The organism is Fructobacillus papyriferae, assembly GCF_018437225.1.
In the GTDB taxonomy this organism is placed as follows: Bacteria; Bacillota; Bacilli; order Lactobacillales; family Lactobacillaceae; genus Fructobacillus; species Fructobacillus papyriferae.
The window spans coordinates 324,941-346,436 of record NZ_JAAMFI010000001.1 but is presented as its reverse complement, the minus strand read 5'-3'; the positions used below and the strand labels follow the sequence as shown (position 1 = coordinate 346,436).

Genomic DNA, 21,496 nt, shown 5'->3' with positions numbered 1-21,496 from the left:
TTTTTGTTTAGAAGGAGGCACGATGGCGAAATTGAAATACAGTGTGCAGTCCGAAACGGTTCTGGTCTTACAAGAAGATGGCCAAAAAGGCGATACCCTTGATTTAAAAGATGAGCAAAAAGTCGATGCCAGCAGCCTTTCCCAGACCGTTTTAGACCAAATCAATCAACGAATCCATGAAGAAAAAGCTGTTTGGGAAAAACATCAGCAGCAATTGTTGGCTTCAAAGGTCGCTCAGGAGAAGGAAGCCGCCCGTTTTGATATCGAAAAGGCGTCGCAGAAAGCAAAGGATGAGGCACAGCAGACCCAGGCTAAACTCCAAGAAGAGCTAGCGCAACTAAAGGCGGAATTATCGGCTCAAAAGAAGCAAAACGACTCCGACCAGGCCCTTGCTCTTTCAAAGCAAAAGGCTGAGCTAACGACGGCTCAGCAATCTGAAAAGGAAGCGCTGAAAGAAGCGCAGCAAAAAGAGCGCGATACCTTGCAAAAGGAATTCCAAGAAAAGCAAGAGGCTGCTGCCAAAACACAACAGTCGCTTGAAAAACAGGTCTTCGAACTGCAAAACCAGGTCCAAAACCAAGACCGTGATCGTGAACTTGCCTTGACTAAGGTCAAAGCTGACTATGACGCTCAGTTAAAGGCTGCTGAAGAAAAAGTCGAATTCTATAAAGACTTCAAGGCCCGGCAGTCCACCAAAGAAATCGGTGAGTCGCTTGAGGTCTATGCTCACCAAGAATTTGATAAGATAAGGCCCTACGCCTTTCCAAACGCCTACTTTGAAAAAGATAACGACGTTTCAAAAGAAACGGGCTCAAAGGGGGACTTCATCTTTCGTGACTATGAAGACGGTGTCGAGTTCATTTCCATTATGTTTGACATGAAAAACGAGGCCGACAGTACCGAAAAGAAGCATCGGAATGCGGACTTCTTCAAGGAACTGGATAAGGATCGTAGGGAAAAGGGGACGGAATACGCTGTTTTGGTCTCCTTACTCGAAGCTGATAACGATCTTTACAACACCGGAATTGTTCAGGTCCATGGTTACGAGAAGATGTATGTGATTCGACCTCAGTTCTTTGTCCATTTTATTGGCCTGCTTAAAAACGCGGCGCTGGATTCGGTTCAGTACAAAAAGGAGCTGGCTGAAGCCAAAGAACAAAACATCGACATCACCAATTTTGAAGATAACATCAATAGCTTCAAGGATAAGTTTGCCAAAAACTACGTTTCTTATTCGAATAACTTCCAACAGGCCATCGAAGAAATTGATAAAGCCATTCGTCGTATGGAAGAGGTAAAAAAGAAGTTAACGACTTCTGAAAACCAGTTGCGTTTGGCAAATAACAAACTGGATGATCTTTCCGTCAAGAAGTTGACCCGTGGTAATCCCACCATGAAGACCAAATTTGATGCGTTGAAAAAAGAAAAGGATTGAAGAAGTGATTATGACTGATAAAAAACTTTCATTACAAGAAATTATCCTGACGCTGCAGGAATTCTGGGCTGAAAAAGGTGCCAACCTGATGCAGGCCTATGACAATGAAGTCGGTGCTGGTACGCAAAGCCCCTACACCTTTTTGCGGGCTAACGGACCAGAACCCTGGGCGGCTGCTTACGTGCAGCCATCTCGTCGTCCGGCCGATGGTCGCTATGGGGATAACCCGAACCGGTTGTTCCAACACCACCAATTCCAAGTGGTCATGAAGCCATCCCCCGATAACATTCAAGAACTCTACTTGGCTTCATTAGAGGCGCTTGGGATCAAGCCACTCGAACACGACATCCGCTTTGTCGAAGATAACTGGGAAAACCCATCGATGGGTGCAGCCGGTATCGGTTGGGAAGTCTGGCTGGATGGGATGGAAGTCACGCAGTTCACGTATTTCCAACAAGTTGGTGGAATCGAGGTCGACTCGGTTACTGCTGAAATCACTTACGGTCTGGAACGGCTGGCTTCTTATATCCAAGACGTGCCAACGGTCTACGACCTCGAATGGGGTCACGGTGTTCATTACGGAGACATCTTTAAGGAACCAGAATATGAGCATTCCAAGTATGCTTTTGAAGAATCTAACCAGGATATGTTGCTGCGTCACTTTGATGATTACGAAGCCGAAGCCAAGCACAACTTGGACTTGGGCTTGGTGCACCCAGCCTATGACTACATCTTGAAGTCATCGCACACATTCAACTTGCTCGACGCACGTGGAACGGTTTCCGTGACGGAACGTGCCGGCTACTTGCACCGTATTCGGGCCATGGCCCGTCAGGTTTCCAAGGTCTTCATTGAAGAACGAGCAAAGCTTGGCTTCCCATTGTTGAAGGACGAAGAGTTGCGTGAGAAGTATTTGGGCGCAAAGGGTAAGTACGCAAAGAAGGAGGATCAGAACTAATGGCCACTTACATGTTAGAAATTGGATTGGAAGAGATGCCAGCACACCTGGTGACTTCTTCTGAAAAGCAATTGGTGAAGCGCGTGTCGGATTTCTTAGACGAACACCGTTTGGCTGTACAAGAAATCAAGCCATTCTCGACGCCTCGTCGCTTGGCCGTTGAATTATCAGGTTTAGCCGACGGATCTGAATCGATCTCTGAAGTCAAACGTGGGCCCGCTATCGACCGTGCCAAGGATGACGAAGGCAACTGGTCCAAGGCCGCCCAAGGCTTTGCCCGCGGACAGGGGACAACACCCGAAGGCTTGACTGAAAAAGATGGTTACCTCTGGGCTGAAAAGGAAATCCCAGGTGTGCCTGCAAAAGAAATTTTGTCTCAGATCGGACAAGAAGTCGTTGAGCAAATGACTTTCACGACCTACATGAAGTGGGGCAACCACTCCTTCCACTATATCCGGCCAATTCGCTGGTTGGTTTCTTTGTTGGATGCAGAAGTCGTCCCATTCTCTGTTCTTGACGTTAAAGCTGGCCAGAAGACCCGTGGCCATCGTTTCCTCTCAACTGAGGACGTGACCATTCCAACAGCCAATGATTACGCAGAGACGCTTAAAAAGGCTTATGTCATGGCTGACGCCAAGCAACGGAAGCAAACCATCGTTGATCAATTGAAGGCGATTGCTGAAGAAAACAAATGGGACCTTGATCTCGATTCTGACATGGCTAAGGACCTGCTCGAAGAAGTCAACAACATCGTTGAATGGCCAACGGCCTTCTCCGGTAACTTTGACGAGAAGTATCTGAAGCTGCCAAAGGAAGTTTTGATCACGTCGATGCGTGACCACCAACGCTTCTTCTTTGTCACCAACGACAAAGGCGACCTCTTGCCACACTTCTTATCTGTTCGGAACGGAAACGCCGAATACATCGACAACGTGGCCCGTGGAAACGAAAAGGTCCTCGTGGCCCGTCTGGAAGACGCGGCCTTCTTCTACAAGGAAGACCAGCAGAAGTCGATTGCTGACTACATGGAACGCGTGAAGAAACTTGTCTTCCACGAAAAGATCGGAACGGTCTACGAGCACATGGAACGCGTTTCTGGTTTGGCCGCAGAATTGGCGGACACTTTGGCTTTGCCGGCAGCCGAAAAGGCGGACTTAAACCGCGCTTCGCAAATCTACAAATTTGATTTGATGACGGGGATGGTTGGCGAATTCGACGAACTCCAAGGCGTGATGGGGGAGCACTACGCTAAGCTCTTTGGTGAAAAAGACGATGTGGCAAAGGCGATCTATGAACATTATTTGCCAACTTCAGCCAATGGTCCAGTTGCCAAAAGCCGAATTGGTGCGATCTTGGCCATTGCTGATAAGCTTGATTCGATCGTGACCTTCTTTGCCCACGACATGATGCCGTCTGGTGCTAACGACCCTTACGGTCTTCGTCGTGCTGCAACCGGTGTGGTCCGCACTTTGGAAGCCTTTGATTGGCACTTTGATTTGCTTGGCATCCTGACAAGCTTTAAGGAGAAAAACGGGGCGGTCACGGACGCCAATTTGGATCTGGTCTTGGCTTTCTTGACCGATCGCGTTCGTAAGCAGGCGCTTGATGCTGGTATTCGAAAAGACATTGTGGCGGCTGCTACAACAAATGTCATCACGGGCGACTACGTCTTCGTGGCCGACCGGACTAAGGTGCTTTCTGACCATTCAACGGATGGCAACTTCCGAGATGTCATGGAAAGCTTGTCTCGCGTGGTTCGTTTGGCCAAAAAGGCGCCAGTCGAAGCACCGGTTGATGAAAAGCTACTGGTAAACGACCAAGAAAAGGCGCTGTACCAAGCAACTAAGAACCTCACCTTGGCGGATTTGAAAGTCAAGGGGGCAGAAGCGCTATACGAAGCATTGGCTTCTTTGCAGGCGCCAATCGCGGCTTACTTTGACCACACGATGGTCAACGATGATGATGAAGCCATCAAGAACAACCGTTATGCCCAATTGGGTGATATCAAGACTTTGATTGATGGCCTTGGAAACATTGAAGAAATCGTAATTAAGTAAGTGTGCTTATTTTCTAGAGACGAATTTAAAAAAGCCAGCTGAATGGTTGGCTTTTTTATTATGATGTTAAAAAGCAGTGGAATAACGGTCCTTGGCACTTTTTTTAGCGTCCTTTTTCGTGTAAACTATAGGAAACAAAAACTTTTAAAAAGCAGGTAGGCATGGCTGATTTTACGATTGACCAATTGAAAAAACGACAGCAGCGCATTCGCAATTTTTCCATTGTGGCTCACATTGACCATGGAAAATCGACGATTGCAGACCGGATCTTAGAGCAAACGAAGACAGTGGCCGAACGTGATATGCAAAGCCAGCTCTTGGATACCATGGATCTGGAACGTGAACGTGGGATTACGATTAAGTTAAATGCTGTTGAGGTGAACTATAAAGCAAACGATGGGGAAGAATATATCTTCCACTTAATCGATACGCCTGGGCACGTTGACTTTTCTTATGAAGTCTCGCGTTCTTTGGCAGCTGCTGAAGGGGCAATTTTGGTTGTCGATGCGGCTCAAGGTGTTGAGGCGCAGACTTTGGCCAACGTTTATCTGGCTATCGATAACGACTTGGAAATTTTGCCAGTCTTGAACAAGATCGATTTGCCATCGGCCGACGTGCCAAAAGTTAAAGAAGAAATTGAAGACATGATCGGTCTGCCAGCTGACGATGCTGTTTTGGTTTCAGCCAAAAAAGGAATCGGTATTCCGGAACTACTGGAGCGGATTGTGTCGGACTTTCCAGCGCCCGATGGTGATTTGGACGCCCCCTTGCGTGCCTTGATCTTTGACTCCCAGTACGACCCATATCGAGGCGTGGTGGTTAACATTCGCGTTCGCGAAGGATTTGTGAAACCTGGCGACAAAGTGCGCATGATGAACACCGGAGCCGAGTATGAGGTGACCGAGGTTGGTGTGATGTCGCCTGATGCTCAGAAACGGGATTATTTGATGGCGGGAGATGTCGGTTATTTGACGGCTGCGATCAAGGATATTTCAACGACTCACTCCGGTGATACGGTGACCTTGGTCGATAATCCGGCCGACGCACCATTGCCTGGTTATCAGCCAATGACGCCGATGGTCTATTCTGGACTCTACCCGGCCGATAACAGCAAGTATGGCGATTTGCGTGAAGCATTGGAAAAACTGCAGTTAAACGATGCAGCCCTGACCTTTGAGCCAGAAACGTCGCAAGCGTTGGGGTTCGGATTCCGTGTTGGTTTCTTGGGCCTTTTGCACATGGATGTCATTCAAGAACGTCTGGAACGTGAATTTGATCTGGATCTGGTGACAACCGCACCTTCGGTTACTTATGAGGTCGAGACGGTCGATGGCGAGAAGCTGATGATCGAAAACCCATCCGAATTGCCCGAAACGCAAAATATTCGTCAAATTCAAGAGCCTTTCGTTCACGCTCAATTAATGGTGCCAGAAGAGTACGTTGGACCGGTTATGGAATTAGCCCAGCGTAAACGTGGGGAGTTCGATACGATGGAGTATCTGGACGATAACCGCGTGAACGTGAAGTACTTTTTGCCATTGTCAGAAATCATCTTTAACTTCTTTGATCGTTTGAAGTCCTCCACCCGTGGTTTTGCTTCTTTGGATTACGAGTTGGCTGGCTATCGTCCGGCTGATTTGGTCAAGATTGATATCTTGTTAAACAGCGAGAAGGTCGATGCTTTGTCCTTCATTGTTCACCGAGATTTTGCAGCAGAACGGGGCCGGGTTATCACGTCAAAGTTGAAGGAAATCATTCCTCGACAGAACTTTGAAATTCCGGTTCAGGCCGCAGTTGGGAATAAGATCTTAGCGCGGACCAACATTAAGGCCTACCGAAAGGACGTTACCTCGAAGATTCACACCGGTGATCCAGATCGCCGAGCCAAGTTGCTGGATAAGCAGAAGCGTGGAAAAGCGCGTATGAAGTCCGTTGGAACCGTGACGGTGCCGCAAGAGGCCTTTATGGCGGTATTGAAGACGGATGATGATGAAAAGTATGCCCGTGGTAATTAATTTAACTCTGGCAAAGACCTTTCTTGTGGGGCTTGTATTTCTAACTGTTACAAAAGGGTGTCAGATACATTGAAAAACTCTTTTTTCTGGTTTAGAATGAAGCTAATCGGAGTTATCCCCAAAAAGGAGATCACATGGCTTTTAAATCAGTAATTGAATCAATTTCTGACCATTTCCGTCCTAAAATGGATGCGGTCGGTGTCACTCATAATGGCTTATTGCAGGCTGACGATGCGTTCATTGAACGATCAGTTAACCAGCCACAGCCAAAAGAAGACGAACTACTTGTGCAAGTCTTAGCCTCCTCTGTTAATCCAGTTGACGTCAAAATGCGTGCTGGCTACCAGGATAAAGGGGTCTTTCGTATTTTCGGCCTAGACGTTGTGGGACGTGTTGCGGCTGTTGGTTCGGCTGTCTCCGGCTTTGAAGTCGGTGAGCGTGTCTTTTATGTTGGCAAGCAACACCATGCAGGCGCTGACGCTGCCTACCAGGTCATCAACGCAAAAATGGTGGCCAAAGCTCCTGAAAAATTAGATGATGTATCGGCTGCTGCCATGCCATTGACCTCGGTTACGGCTTACGATATTTTGGAACATGGTTTTCACTTGTCTGTTAAACAGGATGCGGCCAAGGGAAAGACGCTGTTTATTATCAATGGTGCCGGTGGAGTTGGTTCGGTCTTGATCCAGTTAGCCAAGTACATGGGGATGACGGTCTTAGCCACAGCTGGCAATCACGATTCTAAGGCTTGGGTTAAAAGACAAGGAGCCGATCATGTGTTGGATTACCACAAAAGTTTGGTGGCCGAAGCGCGGGATGCCGGGTACACGGAAGTTGACTACATTGCAGACTTGCAAGACACAACAGCCTATTGGGATTTGATGGTTCAACTGATCCGGCCATACGGGGAAATTGCGTCTATCGTGGATACGACACTACCCGTTGATTTGGGTGAGTTGAAGGCGAAATCTGCTGGCTTTTCATGGATTTTCATGTTGGCTCGTGGTAATAACAACATTTATTTGGAAAAGCAGGGCGAAATTTTGCAAGCGATTGCGAAGCTGTTGGATGACGGCTCGATTCGTTCAACTGTGACAAAGGTTTACCACGGTTTATCGGCTTATAGCATTCGTTCAGCTTTTCAAGATGTTGCTGGTCACCATGCCATCGGGAAGGTGGTTGTTGATTTTGCACCAAATATCAAGGCGGCTCATGAAAATTTGGGCCCAGGTGCCGATCAAGAATCTAAGTTGGGTGATGGACCAGACGACGTTCAAGAACATAATGGTCAAGCGAAGAAAACCGGAAAGTCGCCGCTAAACGACGAGAACGACACGACGCGATACTAATGATAAACAAAGCAACCGGGAACCGGTGGTTCCCGGTTTTTGATTGAAAAGGATGACGGATGACAACATACCAAAAAGTACGCTTTCAGGTAGCAAATGACCTACAAGATCTGGTGATTTCCGTTCTTATTGAACTCGGTGCCGATGGTGTTGAGCAGGGTGACAACACATTGACGATCTATGAAGATCAAGCAAATGAAGGCTTTCAAAAACGCATTCAGACTTATCAAGTGGGCTTGCAACTGTTAGTGGATCAAGGCCTTTCATTGAATCCCGAGCCGGTCCTTAATGAACCGCTTACGTCAAAGGCCTATGCTAACGAATGGAAAAATTACTATCACGCCACTCGCGTTACCAGCCGTTTCACGGTGGTACCAGCCTGGGAAGATTATAAAAAAGAGCAGGAACAAGAAAAGTTGGTCGTTATGGATCCGGATCAAGCCTTTGGAACCGGGACGCACCCAACGACTTCGCTTATGCTACAGGCTTTGGAAGTGGTTGTTCGTGGCGGTGAGCAAACGATTGACGTTGGTACCGGTTCTGGCGTTTTGGCCGTAGCGGCCAAGCACCTTGGGGTAGGCGATGTTTTGGCTACTGACATCGATGCGCTTTCAGTCCAAACGGCTAAGAACAACCTGTCCTTGAACCCGGTTGGAAAGGATGTGTCGGTGATTGTGTCAGATTTGATGCAAGACGTGCCCACTGACTTTGTTGAAAAAGGGGTCGATCTTGTCTTGGCCAACATTTTGGCAGACGTGATTGAACCATTGATTCCACAGGTTCGTCAGGTGCTCAAGCCTGGGGGACAATTCCTGGTTTCTGGCATTTACGACGATGTTTCCGATGGTATCGAGACTGCCTTGGTTGCCCACGGCTTTACCATTTTACAAAAGATGCAATCAGGAACCTGGCATGCTTTTATTTGCCAACTGAAAGAAGAGCTTGAATAGGAGCTACGACCATGCACCGCTATTTCTTAGATGAACCGATCGAATCGACCATCCAAATAAACTCAGAAAAAGCCGTCTACCACCACTTGGTGCGCGTACGCCGGGCTAAAGTCGGTACAACGGCGGAGTTTGTCGATCCAAGGCAGCGACTTGTGATTGGCAAAGTGACGGGCATTGAAGGCAGTGGGGCCACTGTCGAAGTGACAGAAGAATTGAAGCAATCGGTGGAATTGCCCGTTCAGGTAACGGTCATTGTTTCTCCTGTAAAAAACGATCGCACGGATTGGTTCGTTCAGAAGGCCACGGAACTCGGTGTTGATCGGATTGTGTTGACCAAGATGGCCCGAACAGTGGTTGACTGGGGCAAACAACAAGAAAAAAAGCGGACTCGCTTTGAAAAAATCGCTTTGAACGCAGCGGAACAAGCCCACCGGTTGAAGGTGCCAGAGATTGTCTTTGAAAACTACCAAGAAGCCGTCTTGGAAGCAAAGGATCAGGGGCTAGTCGCCTGGGAAGAGTCGGCCAAAAAGGGCGAGCAAGCACAATTAGTCAAGACGGCTATGGCGATGGCAAAAGGGGAACGCTTAGCCATTTTATTTGGACCAGAAGGCGGTTTGTCAGAAGAGGAAATTAGTCATTTGGCTGATCAAGGCTTTCTTCCGGCAGGCTTAGGTCCCCGGATTTTACGGGCGGAAACGGCACCGCTTTATGCGTTGAGTGCTCTGTCAACAATTTGGGAGCTTCAAGCGAAGCGGTAAACTTCGATTTAAACTGCTTGCTCAAGCTCCTGAAAACTTTTATAATAAAAAGTGAACAATAAACGATGGAAAACGGTGAAGCACATGTTGCAAGCAATGAAAAATCAATGGTCAAAAAGGCTCAATAAGTGGTTGATCACGCTCTTTGTGGTGACACTGATTCTACCTTATTTGGCTTCTTTGCTCGATTGGTCGACCTTAACCAAAGTTGTTTTAGTCTACTTCTTCATCAACGGTGGCTTCGCCTTAGCTTTTGGCTGGGCCATTCGACAAATGGGTGTACGCTTTTATTGGGTATTTGGCCAAGCGCTTTCCTTTGCCGTTCTATCGAACTGGCTCTTTAGCTTGGTTAATGAAAGCTATGGCTACTACTTAGCCTTTTTGTATCTGGTTCTCACGCTGTTTACTTACTTTGCAGCTGGTCGAATCGAACCAGAAGAAAACGAACTGCCCATTGATGGTGGTTATCAAGATGTCTAAGACATCAATCATGAAAAAGCGCCCATAAAAGGGCGCTTTTCTGTTAGACTGTTATAAGGTAAATCTCGCATTTTATGGAAACGGAGGGCAACACCGTGATTACTGTTTCAGATATGACTTTTTCATTTTCTGGTAAAAAACTCTACCAGGATGTTAACTTAAAGCTCGTTCCCGGGCACACTTATGGCATTATTGGCGCCAACGGAGCCGGTAAATCAACTTTTTTGAAGCTTTTGCAAGGTAAGTTAGAACCAACAGAGGGACAAATTAACATTAGCCAAGGGGCACGGATGTCTTCCTTGGAGCAAGACCACTTTGCCTACGATGAATTCACGGTAATGGATACGGTGATCCAAGGCCACAAGCGGCTTTACGAAGTGAAGACGGAGATGGACGCCATTTATGCTAAGCCTGACTTCTCTGACGAAGACGGGGTCCGCGTTGGGGATTTGTCAGCTGAATTCGAAGAGCTCGATGGCTGGAACGCCGAAGCCGAAGCGGCGCAATTGCTGACGAAGCTTGGCATTGATGAATCGATGCACTATACGATGATGGGTGAATTGACAGAAAACGACAAGGTCAAGGTACTTTTGGCCCAAGCCTTGTTTGGTAATCCAGACATCTTGGTTTTGGATGAGCCCACCAACGGATTGGATGTGCAGACGATTTCTTGGTTGGAAGACTTCTTGGCCGATTTCGAAAACTTGGTCATTGTGGTTTCCCACGACCGTCACTTCTTGAACGTGGTGTCAACCAACATCTTGGATGTCGACTACGGAAAGATTACGCCATTTGTTGGTAACTACGACTTCTGGCGCGAATCTGCTGAACTGGCCCAACGACTGGCCTCACAGGCAAACGCTAAAAAGGAAGAGCAGATCAAGCAGCTGCAAGAATTCGTGGCCCGCTTTTCTGCCAATGCGTCCAAGTCCAAGCAAGCCACGGCTCGTAAGAAGCAGTTAGACAAGATCACTTTGGATGACATCAAGCCTTCATCACGTAAGTACCCTTACATTTCTTTCCCGATCAATCGTGAAATGGGAAACGATCTAGTCAAGGTTGAAGGCATTTCCAAGTCAATTGACGGCGAAAAGGTTTTGGATAACATTACCTTTACCGGGCGTCCTGGTGACAAGATTGCGATTCTGTCTCGTTCGGATTTGGCTACCACAACCTTGATGCAAATCTTGGCTGGTACTATGGAACCAGACACTGGTTCAGTTACCTGGGGTGTGACGACGTCACAGTCATACCTGGCTAAGGATTTAAACGACAACTTTGATGATCAAAATGCGGTTATCTTGGATTGGTTGCGCGACTTTGCCGAAGAAGAGCAAAAGGATAACACGTCATTGCGTGGCATGCTTGGCCAAATGCTCTTTAAGGGCGACGATGCGTTGAAGGAAATCAATGTCTTGTCCGGTGGTGAAAAGGTTCGGATCGTCTTGGCTAAGATGATGCTGCTAAAAGCCAATGTCTTGTTATTAGATGATCCAACCAATCACTTGGACTTGGAGTCAATTCAGTCGCTAAACGAAGCGGTGACGGCCTTTAAGGGATCAGTTTTGATGACTTCCCACGATCACGAATTCCTGGAAACGACGGCTAACCACATTGTGGAAGTTTCCAACAAGGGTGTGGTTGACCGTTTGGATACGACTTATGACGAATTTATTTCATCTGAATCCATCCAACAAAAGGTCAAGGCACTGTATGACTAAAGAGTGAACAGGGCGCTTTCGAGCGCTTTTTTGCATACAAAAAAGGAGCAAAAGATGCCTGTAGGAATTGAAGAAATTGCCTTTTATACGCCGAAATTTTCCTTAGACATGGTTGATTTGGCCAATGCACGAGGCGAGGAGCCTGACAAATACACCATTGGAATTGGCCAAACGACACAGTCGGTTGTGCCTAATTACGAAGATGTGGTGACGATGGGCGTCAACGCAGCGAAGAATTTTATTGAGCAAATTGATCGAAAAAGTATCGAGATGTTGCTCTTTGCAACAGAGTCTGGGGTCGACAATTCTAAATCCGGGGCCATTTTTGCTAAAAATTTTCTGGGCTTAAAAGACGGGATTCGTGCGATCGAGCTAAAGCAAGCCTGCTATGCTGGTACCTTGGCTTTGATGCAGGCTAAGGATTTTGTCCGGATTCATCCAGATAAGAAAGTGCTGGTCATTGCCTCAGACGTGGCCCGCTATGGGTTGAATACACCAGGTGAAGTGACACAGGGAGCCGGTGCGGTTGCCATGCTCATTTCAGCTGATCCAAAAGTGGCAGTCATCAACGATGATACGGTCTATATGGTTAAAGACGAGCCAGACTTCTGGCGGCCTTTGGATTCGGACATTGCTCTGGTGGATGGCCATCAATCAACCGATGTTTATAAGGAAATGTTCTTAGCGCTTTGGGGACGTTACAAGCAAGAAAATACGCTGTCTCTGGATGACATTGCGGCTTGGGGATTTCACATGCCCTATACTAAGATGGCCAAAAAAGCATTGGATCAGATTTTGCCTGAGGTGTCTAATGACCAACAGGAAGCCTTACGTGAGCATCTAGCAGAAGCTCAGTTCTACAACCGTCACGTTGGGAATTTGTATACGGGATCGCTATATTTGTCTCTTTTGTCTTTGCTGGATCGCTCCGACTCTCTTTCGGCAGGAGACCGAATCGGACTCTTCTCCTTTGGTTCCGGCGCCGAGGCTGAGCTTTTCTCCTTGACTTTGTCAGCGGGCTTCCAAGAACAAGTGGCTAAGAATCGGATTCAGTCCATGCTGGATCAACGACAGAAACTGTCCATGGCCGAATATGAAGCAGTTTTCTTAAGTCAACACTTCGACTCGAAAAATGAAGAAAAGACAGACGCACCGGAACACACAAGACTTTGCCAATTTATCGGTTGGCAAGACCGCTATCGAAAGTATCGAATCGCAAAATAATAAAAAGACCTTCGCAATCAAGCGAGGGTCTTTTTATGTCTGCATTTGTTAACAAAGTCATCGCGAAGACATTCTTTTTTGTTAAACTAGTTTCAAGACAAAACGAAGGAGTTTATCATGAAAAAACGAGTTTATTTAGCAGGACCTTTTTTCTCAAAAACGCAGATCGAACAGGTGGAACGTTTGGAAAAAGCGTTGGCTGATCACCCACAAATTGGTGATGTTTTCTCGCCACGTAAGCACCAACACGAAGAATACGAAATGTTTACACCGGAATGGCAAAAGGTGACTTTTGCATCGGACGTAAAAGCCATTGACGAGGCCGATGTGATTGTGGCGCTGTCGGACTTTGACGGGGCCGATACGGATTCCGGAACGGCCTGGGAATTAGGCTATGCCTATTTAAAGCAAATTCCGGTCGTGACGATCAAAGAAGACAATGAAGTGTTGAACTTGATGTTAGCTAAGTCGTTGACGGCATACTTACACAAGGTCGAAGACGTTTTGGATTACGACTTTGACCAAATGCCTGAAAAGCCATACGACGGTTCAGTCATCTAAATAAAGCGAAACATTCGAATAGGAGAAATCATGAAAGCAGTTGTTACCGTAGTTGGACAAGATAAGACCGGGATTGTTGCAGGAATTGCAACGGAATTAGCCGCACACGAAGTCAACATTTTGGACTTGTCACAGACGATTATGTCGTCAACTTTTACCATGTCAATGTTGGTTGCCATCAAGGGGGAAGACTCTTTTAACGAAATCCACGCCGCATTGAAGGAAAAGGGCGCAGCCATGGGCGTTTCCGTCCACGTGCAACGGGAAGAAATCTTCGATACGATGGCCCACGTGTAAGGACCGAGAACAAAGGATAGACGAATGGAAACAACGCAGATTGAAGAAACAATCAAGATGGTCGAAGAGGATAACTTCGACATCCGTACGGTGACAATGGGCATTTCGCTTTTGGACACGGTCGGTGGTAACGTGCAGGAAACCGCCAAAAACATCTACCAAAAGATTACGACCTATGCCAAGGACCTTGTCAAAGTCGCTGAGCAAATCGAACGCGAATACGGGGTGCCGATCACCAACAAACGAATCTCGGTCACGCCAATTTCGCTGGTGGCTGGTTCGGCTGATGAAGAAGAAATCCTGGTTCTGGCCCATGCTTTAGACGATGCAGCCAAAGAAGTCGGTGTCGACTATGTTGGTGGCTATTCGGCGCTGGTTCAAAAGGGCTTTTCACACGGTGACTTGGCCTTGATTAAGTCACTGCCACGGGCCTTGACCGAAACGGACTTGGTGATGTCATCGGTCAACATCGGTTCCTCAAAGGCGGGGATGAACCTGGATGCCGTCAAGCTGATGGGGGAGACGGTCAAGCAAATTACTGACTTGTCCGACACAGCCAATGCTAAGATGGTGATCTTTGCGAACGCCGTTGAAGACAACCCTTTCATGGCCGGTGCCTTTCACGGGGTAACGGAACCGGACGTTGTCATTAACGTCGGGGTTTCTGGTCCTGGTGTGGTCAAGCGTGCCCTGGATAAGGTGAAGGGGGAGTCGATTACGACTGTTTCGGAAACGATCAAGAAGACCGCCTTCAAGATTACCCGTGTCGGCCAGTTGGTTGGTTCCATCGCAGCCGAGCGTCTGGGTGTCGAATTTGGGATTGTCGACCTTTCTTTGGCACCAGCGCCTGCTCGCGGTGACTCCGTTGCCGAAGTGCTCGAAGCCATTGGTTTGGAACAGGTCGGAACCCACGGGACAACCGCTGCTCTGATGCTTCTAAACGATGCCGTTAAGAAGGGCGGTGTGATGGCTGCTCAGGGTGTCGGCGGTTTGTCTGGTGCCTTCATCCCTGTTTCTGAAGACGCTGGGATGATTGATGCAGTCAAGGCCGGCACGCTTTCACTTGCTAAGTTGGAAGCCATGACGTCGGTTTGTTCCGTAGGTTTGGACATGATTGCCATCCCTGGTGAAACGCCAGCAACGACCATTTCCGCCATGATCGCTGACGAAGCCGCTATCGGTATTCAAAACAACAAGACGACGGCCGTTCGTATCCTACCAACGAACGGTACGAAGGTGGGAGACATGGTGGATTATGGTGGCCTCCTTGGAACGGCGCCGGTGATGCCAGTGGTCGACAAGTCTTCAGCAGACTTCATCAACCGTGGTGGCCACGTGCCGGCACCAATTCACTCGTTTAAGAACTAAAAAGCAAATAAAAAGACGGAAAATGTGGTAGTAGCAAACATTTCATTTTTTAGCTAAAAAGAACATAAAAAAGCCCCGGAAAGGGCTTTTCATTTATTTTAGTGACGTCGCAAGGAACGGGCACCATAATCGTAACGGTCATTTTCAACCATCACGCGTTTTGTTAGCAGATCATCTGCTTGATGGTGTTGTGCTTCGTAGTGACGACCTTCTTCCAAGGCGACACGCTTATCGCGATTGTTCAAAATATTATCGCGGAAACGGAGGAAGAAGGCAGAAAACTTAACCCGCTTCATCTCAAGGTTGTGGCGCAGGTAATCGGTATTTGAATTGATTGGTAAGTTCATGATTTTGCCTCCTAGCACATTTATAACTGTGTCTACTATACAATGGCTGATTGGTTTAAGACAGGCCTTTTGCCGAATCGTAAGGGTCTTTACTTCTTCTTAAGAAATGCTTTTTAGCGTATAATGGAACTATGGAAAAGTTAGCCGAACAATACCAATCTTATTTGAAAGCTGAACGCGGGTATTCGAATTTGACCATTCAGGCCTACGAAAAAGACATTGCGGCCTTTGTCACTTACTTACGCGAGAATGGCGGCTTTACGACCTTTCAAGCAGTTCAACCTCTGGATGTTCGCGTCTATTTAGCCAGCCTTTACGAAGCTTTCTTGGCGCGAACGACGATTGCAAGAAAAGTATCGAGTTTAAAAAATTTTTACGCTTATTTAGTCAAAGAAGATTTGGCCAAAGACAATCCGTTTGAAGGCATTGCCTTGCGAAAGCACCAAGCGCATTTGCCAGAATTCTTGTATGATAACGAGTTACAAGAACTTTTCAAAGTAGCTTATGAAAAGGAAAAGCATCCCCTTTATCGGCGTGATGCGGCGCTACTTGAGTTTCTTTTTGCAACGGGCGTTCGTGTATCGGAACTCTCGTCTTTAAGGACCGGCCAAGTCGACTTAGACAACCAACTTGTCCTTGTTCACGGAAAGGGAAATAAAGATCGCTATGTACCTTTTGGCTCATATGCCAAGAAGGCTTTAGTCGATTATCTTGAAAATGAGCGAGCCGAATTAGCTTCAAAAGATCGCTCATCTGAACCTAGCGACCATCTTTTTTTGAACAGCCACGGCGGTCCTTTGACCTCTGCAGGCGTGACCTATATTTTACAACAACTGATGGATAAGACCTCTTTGACAGCCAGAATCCATCCCCACATGCTCCGGCATACTTTTGCCACAGCTTTGTTGAATCGAGGAGCAGACATGCGAACGGTTCAAGAGTTGTTGGGGCATGCGAATTTATCAACGACTCAGATCTATACGCACGTTTCAAAAGCGATGCTGCAGTCGTCTTATCAAAACTACTTTCCGCGCGCTAAAAAGAAAAAATGAGTAACCGCTTTCAATTGCCTTTTAAAGGCGTTTTTAGCTATTGTCAGAATGTCAGTGAGGTAGTAAAATAAAGCTATGATAACCTTAGAAAATGACCAACTCATTGTAAAAATTAATCAACATGGTGCTGAACTAGTGTCTGTTTGGAACAAATCTGCTGAACTGGAATATATTTGGTACGGGGATCCAATGTATTGGGGCCGACACGCGCCAAATCTTTTCCCAATCATTGGCCGTTTGCAAGGAGACCAGTATGAATTGGCTGGGCAGACCTATTATATGAACCAACATGGCTTTGCCCGCAACATGGATTTTGAAATCGTCAAGCAAGACACGGATTACGCGCGTTTTTCTTTGTCTGATTCCGAAGCCACGCATCGTGTTTATCCTTTCGCTTTTCAATTTGACGTCATTTTCCAATTGAAGGGAACGGAGCTTTTTGTGGACTATGAGGTGCATAACCCCGATAAGCAACAGTCGCTCTTCTTTTCAGTCGGCGGCCACCCGGCCTTTAATTTACCGCTTGACGGTGGAAAGTTCTCGGATTACTACCTGTCCGTGAAACCCGAAAAAGTTTATGATCGGATTCGCTTAGTTGGTCCTTATTCAAACCCCAACATGCCATCGCCTTTTAACGCAGATATTCCGCTTCGACTGCGCCAAGAAGACTACCATGATGATGCCATTATTTTGAAGTTGGATCGTCAAAAAACGACCTTCCTCTTGGCTCGTTTGGCCAACCAGCACGGGATGGAAATGACTGTGGATAACGCGCAGTACTTAGGTATCTGGACGCCGGCCGGTAAGGATGCGCCGTTCATTGCCATTGAACCATGGTGGGGGATCGCCGATACAGTTGATGCGACCGGAAATTTCAAGGAAAAGTTCGGTAATAACGTGCTCGCTGCTGGTGATACGTTCAATGGAACATACGCGATGAACTTCTTCTAATCAAACAATCAAAGGAAAAAGCCAGTTGTCATGCAACTGGCCTTTTATGTGATCATCATGAATTTTTTAACAGTAGCAAAAGAGAAACAACGCATTAACCAAGCTGTTTTAGCCGTACCGATGGCGCTTGGGCCAAATGATAAATTGACGCCATTTGTGAACCGCTTGAACGAAGAAAACCCGGATGCGGTCATCTGGCAAGCAGACGCCATTGCAGACGACTTCTCCAAGGAAGTGATCTGGGACCAGGTGAAGCAAGGCGGGGCCAAAACGGTAGATGATGGTGATATGTCTTCCATGAAGAAAGCCTCGATGAAGGCTGAACTGGAGCAGGCCTACCAAGAGTTCTTGGCCAATTGGCCAAGCATTCAGCAGCAAATCGTTCAGGAATTGGTTCAAAACGCCCGTCAAACAGCTGGAGAGCGCTATCTTTTCTTGTCCTACCAAAACAAAGAGGAAGGCGGAAGAGGCGAAATGGGGCCAGCTGATCAAGCGTTCTTTTTGACATCTGCCTTGAAAGTTGCTGGAGATGCTTTTTCCGGTGTTTATGTGCCAAGTCAATTGGATGAGAACTTGCAGGAAAAGGTTCGCGATGCTGCCAATGAAGCGGGGGTTCCGGTTATTTTAACGGTCGCTTTAGCTGAATTGACTAAGGAGTCATTGTCTAAAGCTTTCGAAAAGGCAGCGGTATTTGGCGCTGATTTCGTGAATTTAGAATGTTCAGGCAACTCCTTATCAGCGGTTGAGGTTTCTGATGTAGAGCTGATGTTGCAATCGTTAGCAGATAAGTACACGAATAAAGTGCTGCCTATTTTGACGATTACAAAAGACTTATCGAAGGACCAATTGGAGGCCTGGCTCGTTCTTCCCTCCGCTTTGGTGACCTTGGCTTTATCAGAGCAGGATAAAACCCCTTTGATTCAATCAACCGTTCGCTCACTTGGCTGGCAATAAGTCGGACAAGAAACAAGAAATTGTGTTATACTAGTTCTTGACCAACTGGGTAGTATCTATCTACCTACCCGGCACCCTTAAGGGTGTCGTTTTTTTATATCTTTAAACAAAAAGGCCAGCAGAGTTGTCATTCTGCTGGCCCTTTTTCTTTGGTGGTTAATGGGTTTTGATATAGTCTAGTAGCCCGTTTTTAATATCCGTTGCGGCCTTTTTCTGGTAAGCCGCTGACTTGATGTAGGAGAGGTCCTTGTCGGAATCGATGAAACCAAGCTCCAGCAAGACGGCCGGTCGGGTAACGTCTTTAATGACCAGGTAAGGAATGGACTCAAAACCGCGGTTTTGCAAAGGAAGGTTGTTCAGCGATTGGGACAAGGTTTGAACCAAATCCAAGGAATTGTCATTGTAGTAGTACTGGGAAATGCCAGAAGCGGAGTTATGAGAACCAGAAGCATCAAAGTGAAAGGAGATTTGTGCATCAGCTCGGTACTTTTCAGCCGTTCGAGGAATGTAGAGAAGGGGGACGACCACATCAGAATCTCTAGTCATTAAAACTCGTGCCCCTGTTTTTTCGAGCTCTTTTTTAGTAGCTCGGGCGGTCTCTAGGGTATAGGTCTTTTCATAGTTCTTATTTTTATAAGACATGGCCCCTGTATCGCTGCCGCCATGGCCAGGATCAAGAACAATCGTAGCTTCTGAGAGTGGCGTTGGCTTTTTTAAGAAAGTGTTGTTAGCTACCCAAGAAGCGACCCAGCCCTCTTGATTATCCTTTGCATCTTTCACGTACCACCAGCCGTTTTGCCGCTTTAAAACCGTAAGCTTTGTGCCGGACTTCAGTGATTGAATTTGTTTTGCTGTCCGACTCGGTGCTTGACGTAGCAAAACATCATCCGGGCGGGTTGTCAGTTGATTTTGTGCCGAAAGTGACAGTACGAGTAAAAACGTCGTCAAGACGATTAAACAAAGGGCTGACAGACCAATTTTATTTTTTTGAATCCAATTTATCATGAACGTCCCGTTTTCTTTTCCAAACTTTCTTAAATAGTTTACCACGACAGACGACAAAAGCTGGTCATTTTCAGTATAATAGAAAACATGAAACAGTTTCGAGTTGAAAATTTAACCTCCGTCTATGGCGAAAAAACGCTTTTTGATGACTTATCCTTCCTGATCTCATCCGGCGACCGCGTCGGGTTGGTCGGTGTCAACGGTTCTGGCAAGACGACGCTTTTAAACGCCTTGTCCGGTAAGCATCCCGCTGACAAAGGGACGATCACCACGCAAAACGATTTTCGCATTGGCTATTTGGAACAAGAGCCTGATTTAGACGGCCACCTGACCGTTTTAGATGCCGTCTATGCGGGTGACCAGCCGGTCTTCAAGACGGTTCGCGCATACCAAGAAGCCTTGGACTTCTTTTCTTTGCATCCGGAAGATCCAAAGGCGGCCGACCGTTTTGAAAAGGCCCAAGCGGCAATGGATCAAGACGACGCCTGGACGATTGAGTCGCAGATCAAGACGATCCTGACGCAACTGCACCTGACGGATATGAAGGCCGAAGTGGCCACACTGTCCGGTGGGCAAAAGAAGCGTGTCGGCATGGCCCAGGTTCTGATCGAAGAGCCGGACTTGCTGATTCTAGACGAGCCAACCAACCACTTGGACTTTGATTCCATCGCCTGGTTGGAGCAGTACCTGGCCAAATACAAGGGCGCCTTGCTAACGGTGACCCACGATCGTTATTTCTTGGATCGGGTGACCAACCGCATCTTTGAGCTCTCCTTTGGAAAGCTTTACGAGTACGAGGGGAACTACCAGGACTACTTGGAAGGTAAGGAGCAGCGTCAAGAAGACGAGGCCTTGGCCGAACACAAACGGGAAAAGAAGTACGAGCAGGAAAAGATTTGGATGAACAAGTCGGCTCGTGCTCGGACAACCAAACAAAAGGGCCGTGAGAAGGCCTTTGCTAAGTTGGAAGAATCGATGGGTCAAGTCAAACAAGACGAGGATATCGAGTTGTCTTTGGGGCAATCCCGCTTGGGTAAAAAGGTTATGAAGTTGGAAAACGCGACCTTGGCCTTCGGCGACAAGTTGATCTTTAAGGATCTGTCGCTTTTGCTCGGTCAGCGCGACCGTATCGGCATTACCGGACCAAACGGCGTCGGAAAGTCCTCTTTGTTAAACGTTTTGGCCGGTCGTCTGCCATTGACGGATGGCGTCTTTGAGGTTGGGCAAACAGTCAAGTTGGGTTACTACACCCAGGTGACGGAAGCGATTCCAGATGATAAGCGGGTGATCGAGTACTTGACGGATGTCGCTTCGACCATTAAGGATGAAAATGGGCATGAGCTTTCGGCAAAAGACTTGCTTGAGCAGTTCCTTTTTCCGTCCTTCATGCATGGGACGCTGGTTCGCAAGTTGTCCGGTGGTGAAAAGCGCCGGTTGTACCTGTTAAAGATTTTGATGCAGGCACCAAACGTCTTGCTGCTCGATGAGCCGACTAACGACTTGGATATCGGGACGTTGACCGTCTTGGAGAATTTCTTGGACCGCTTCTCTGGAACCGTTGTCACGGTTTCCCACGATCGTTACTTCCTAGACTCCGTGGCTGATTATGGCTATTATCTGGAAGGAGACGGCATCGTCGATCGCTATAATGGCGCTTTTTCAAACTATCTAGACGAAGTGGTGTTGCCAAAGGATAGGGACGCTAAAGAAAAGGCGCCAACAGCTTCTGATCACAAGAAAGAAAAAAGTGAAAAGTTTGTAGAAAAGCCAAAGTCGCGTAAGCTTACTTACAAAGAAAAGCAAGAATGGGCAACAATCGAAGACGATATTGCCGCTTTGGAAGCCGCCGTTGATGAGCTCAACGAGGCGATGGCTGAAAACGGTTCGGACTATGAAAAAGTTGTCAGCATCCAAAAAGAATTAGAAGAAAAGGAAGGCCTTTTGGACGAGAAGATGACTCGTTGGGAAGAACTTTCAGAAATTGTGGAAGGACAGTCATAAAGACTGGCCTTTT

At 47.2% G+C, this 21,496-nt stretch carries 19 protein-coding genes; 17 read left to right on the top strand and 2 right to left on the bottom strand.

Annotation, left to right across the window (positions count from 1 at the left end):
* Positions 1 to 22 precede the first annotated feature (22 nt).
* The 13 genes from G6R27_RS01695 (at position 23) to G6R27_RS01635 (ending at position 15,173) form a co-directional block, all read left to right on the top strand.
* Positions 23 to 1,435, top strand: a complete 1,413-nt coding sequence (locus G6R27_RS01695) for a DUF2130 domain-containing protein (RefSeq protein ID WP_213819357.1) — start codon at positions 23 to 25, stop codon at positions 1,433 to 1,435.
* A 10-nt stretch (positions 1,436 to 1,445) separates the two neighbouring features.
* Complete coding sequence (gene glyQ / locus G6R27_RS01690) at positions 1,446 to 2,393, top strand: glycine--tRNA ligase subunit alpha (RefSeq protein WP_213819356.1); 948 nt, start codon at positions 1,446 to 1,448, stop codon at positions 2,391 to 2,393.
* Positions 2,393 to 4,450, top strand: coding sequence for a glycine--tRNA ligase subunit beta (gene glyS, locus G6R27_RS01685; RefSeq protein WP_213819355.1), 2,058 nt, complete (start codon positions 2,393 to 2,395; stop codon positions 4,448 to 4,450). The genes glyQ and glyS overlap by 1 nt, the downstream gene beginning before the upstream one ends.
* A gap of 161 nt (positions 4,451 to 4,611) precedes the next feature.
* Positions 4,612 to 6,465 (top strand): translation elongation factor 4, encoded by a 1,854-nt coding sequence (gene lepA / locus G6R27_RS01680; protein WP_213819354.1) that lies wholly within the window; start codon positions 4,612 to 4,614, stop codon positions 6,463 to 6,465.
* A 134-nt stretch (positions 6,466 to 6,599) separates the two neighbouring features.
* Positions 6,600 to 7,814 (top strand): zinc-binding alcohol dehydrogenase family protein, encoded by a 1,215-nt coding sequence (locus G6R27_RS01675; RefSeq protein ID WP_213819353.1) that lies wholly within the window; start codon positions 6,600 to 6,602, stop codon positions 7,812 to 7,814.
* A gap of 59 nt (positions 7,815 to 7,873) precedes the next feature.
* Entirely contained in the window at positions 7,874 to 8,764 is an 891-nt protein-coding gene (gene prmA / locus G6R27_RS01670) for a 50S ribosomal protein L11 methyltransferase (protein ID WP_213819352.1), read from the top strand.
* An 11-nt stretch (positions 8,765 to 8,775) separates the two neighbouring features.
* Positions 8,776 to 9,522 carry an RsmE family RNA methyltransferase gene (locus G6R27_RS01665; RefSeq protein WP_213819351.1) on the top strand — a complete coding sequence of 249 codons (747 nt, stop codon included), beginning with the start codon at positions 8,776 to 8,778 and terminating at the stop codon, positions 9,520 to 9,522.
* 84 nt (positions 9,523 to 9,606) lie between these two features.
* Positions 9,607 to 10,002 carry a hypothetical protein gene (locus G6R27_RS01660; protein ID WP_213819350.1) on the top strand — a complete coding sequence of 132 codons (396 nt, stop codon included), beginning with the start codon at positions 9,607 to 9,609 and terminating at the stop codon, positions 10,000 to 10,002.
* Between the two features lie 95 nt (positions 10,003 to 10,097).
* Positions 10,098 to 11,723, top strand: a complete 1,626-nt coding sequence (locus G6R27_RS01655) for an ABC-F family ATP-binding cassette domain-containing protein (protein WP_213819349.1) — start codon at positions 10,098 to 10,100, stop codon at positions 11,721 to 11,723.
* Between the two features lie 54 nt (positions 11,724 to 11,777).
* Entirely contained in the window at positions 11,778 to 12,947 is a 1,170-nt protein-coding gene (locus tag G6R27_RS01650) for a hydroxymethylglutaryl-CoA synthase (RefSeq protein ID WP_213819348.1), read from the top strand.
* 117 nt (positions 12,948 to 13,064) lie between these two features.
* The gene (locus G6R27_RS01645; RefSeq protein WP_213819347.1) at positions 13,065 to 13,508 is read left to right on the top strand and encodes a nucleoside 2-deoxyribosyltransferase; all 444 of its coding nucleotides are present in this window, start codon (positions 13,065 to 13,067) and stop codon (positions 13,506 to 13,508) included.
* Positions 13,509 to 13,535: 27 nt separating this feature from the next.
* Positions 13,536 to 13,805 (top strand): ACT domain-containing protein, encoded by a 270-nt coding sequence (locus G6R27_RS01640; protein ID WP_213792839.1) that lies wholly within the window; start codon positions 13,536 to 13,538, stop codon positions 13,803 to 13,805.
* Between the two features lie 24 nt (positions 13,806 to 13,829).
* Positions 13,830 to 15,173 carry a PFL family protein gene (locus G6R27_RS01635; protein WP_213819346.1) on the top strand — a complete coding sequence of 448 codons (1,344 nt, stop codon included), beginning with the start codon at positions 13,830 to 13,832 and terminating at the stop codon, positions 15,171 to 15,173.
* Positions 15,174 to 15,271: 98 nt separating this feature from the next.
* On the opposite strand, the gene G6R27_RS01630 is transcribed toward G6R27_RS01635, so the two are convergent.
* Positions 15,272 to 15,520, bottom strand: a complete 249-nt coding sequence (locus tag G6R27_RS01630) for a hypothetical protein (protein WP_213819345.1) — start codon at positions 15,518 to 15,520, stop codon at positions 15,272 to 15,274.
* A 131-nt stretch (positions 15,521 to 15,651) separates the two neighbouring features.
* Here G6R27_RS01630 and xerC point away from each other — a divergent pair, with 131 nt between their 5' ends.
* The 3 genes from xerC (at position 15,652) to G6R27_RS01615 (ending at position 18,477) form a co-directional block, all read left to right on the top strand.
* A complete protein-coding gene (gene xerC / locus G6R27_RS01625; protein ID WP_213819344.1) occupies positions 15,652 to 16,572 on the top strand; it encodes a tyrosine recombinase XerC in 921 nt (306 codons plus the stop codon).
* A 75-nt stretch (positions 16,573 to 16,647) separates the two neighbouring features.
* The gene (locus G6R27_RS01620) at positions 16,648 to 17,523 is read left to right on the top strand and encodes an aldose 1-epimerase family protein (protein ID WP_213819343.1); all 876 of its coding nucleotides are present in this window, start codon (positions 16,648 to 16,650) and stop codon (positions 17,521 to 17,523) included.
* A gap of 57 nt (positions 17,524 to 17,580) precedes the next feature.
* Positions 17,581 to 18,477 carry a type I 3-dehydroquinate dehydratase gene (locus G6R27_RS01615; RefSeq protein ID WP_213819342.1) on the top strand — a complete coding sequence of 299 codons (897 nt, stop codon included), beginning with the start codon at positions 17,581 to 17,583 and terminating at the stop codon, positions 18,475 to 18,477.
* A gap of 156 nt (positions 18,478 to 18,633) precedes the next feature.
* Here G6R27_RS01615 and G6R27_RS01610 read toward each other — a convergent pair whose 3' ends face one another.
* Complete coding sequence (locus G6R27_RS01610; protein WP_213819341.1) at positions 18,634 to 19,482, bottom strand: N-acetylmuramoyl-L-alanine amidase; 849 nt, start codon at positions 19,480 to 19,482, stop codon at positions 18,634 to 18,636.
* Between the two features lie 87 nt (positions 19,483 to 19,569).
* On the opposite strand from G6R27_RS01610, the gene G6R27_RS01605 reads away from it, so the two are divergent.
* Positions 19,570 to 21,483: an ABC-F family ATP-binding cassette domain-containing protein gene (locus G6R27_RS01605; protein ID WP_213819340.1), complete on the top strand. Its 1,914-nt coding sequence runs from the start codon at positions 19,570 to 19,572 to the stop codon at positions 21,481 to 21,483.
* The last annotated feature ends 13 nt before the right edge of the window (positions 21,484 to 21,496 follow it).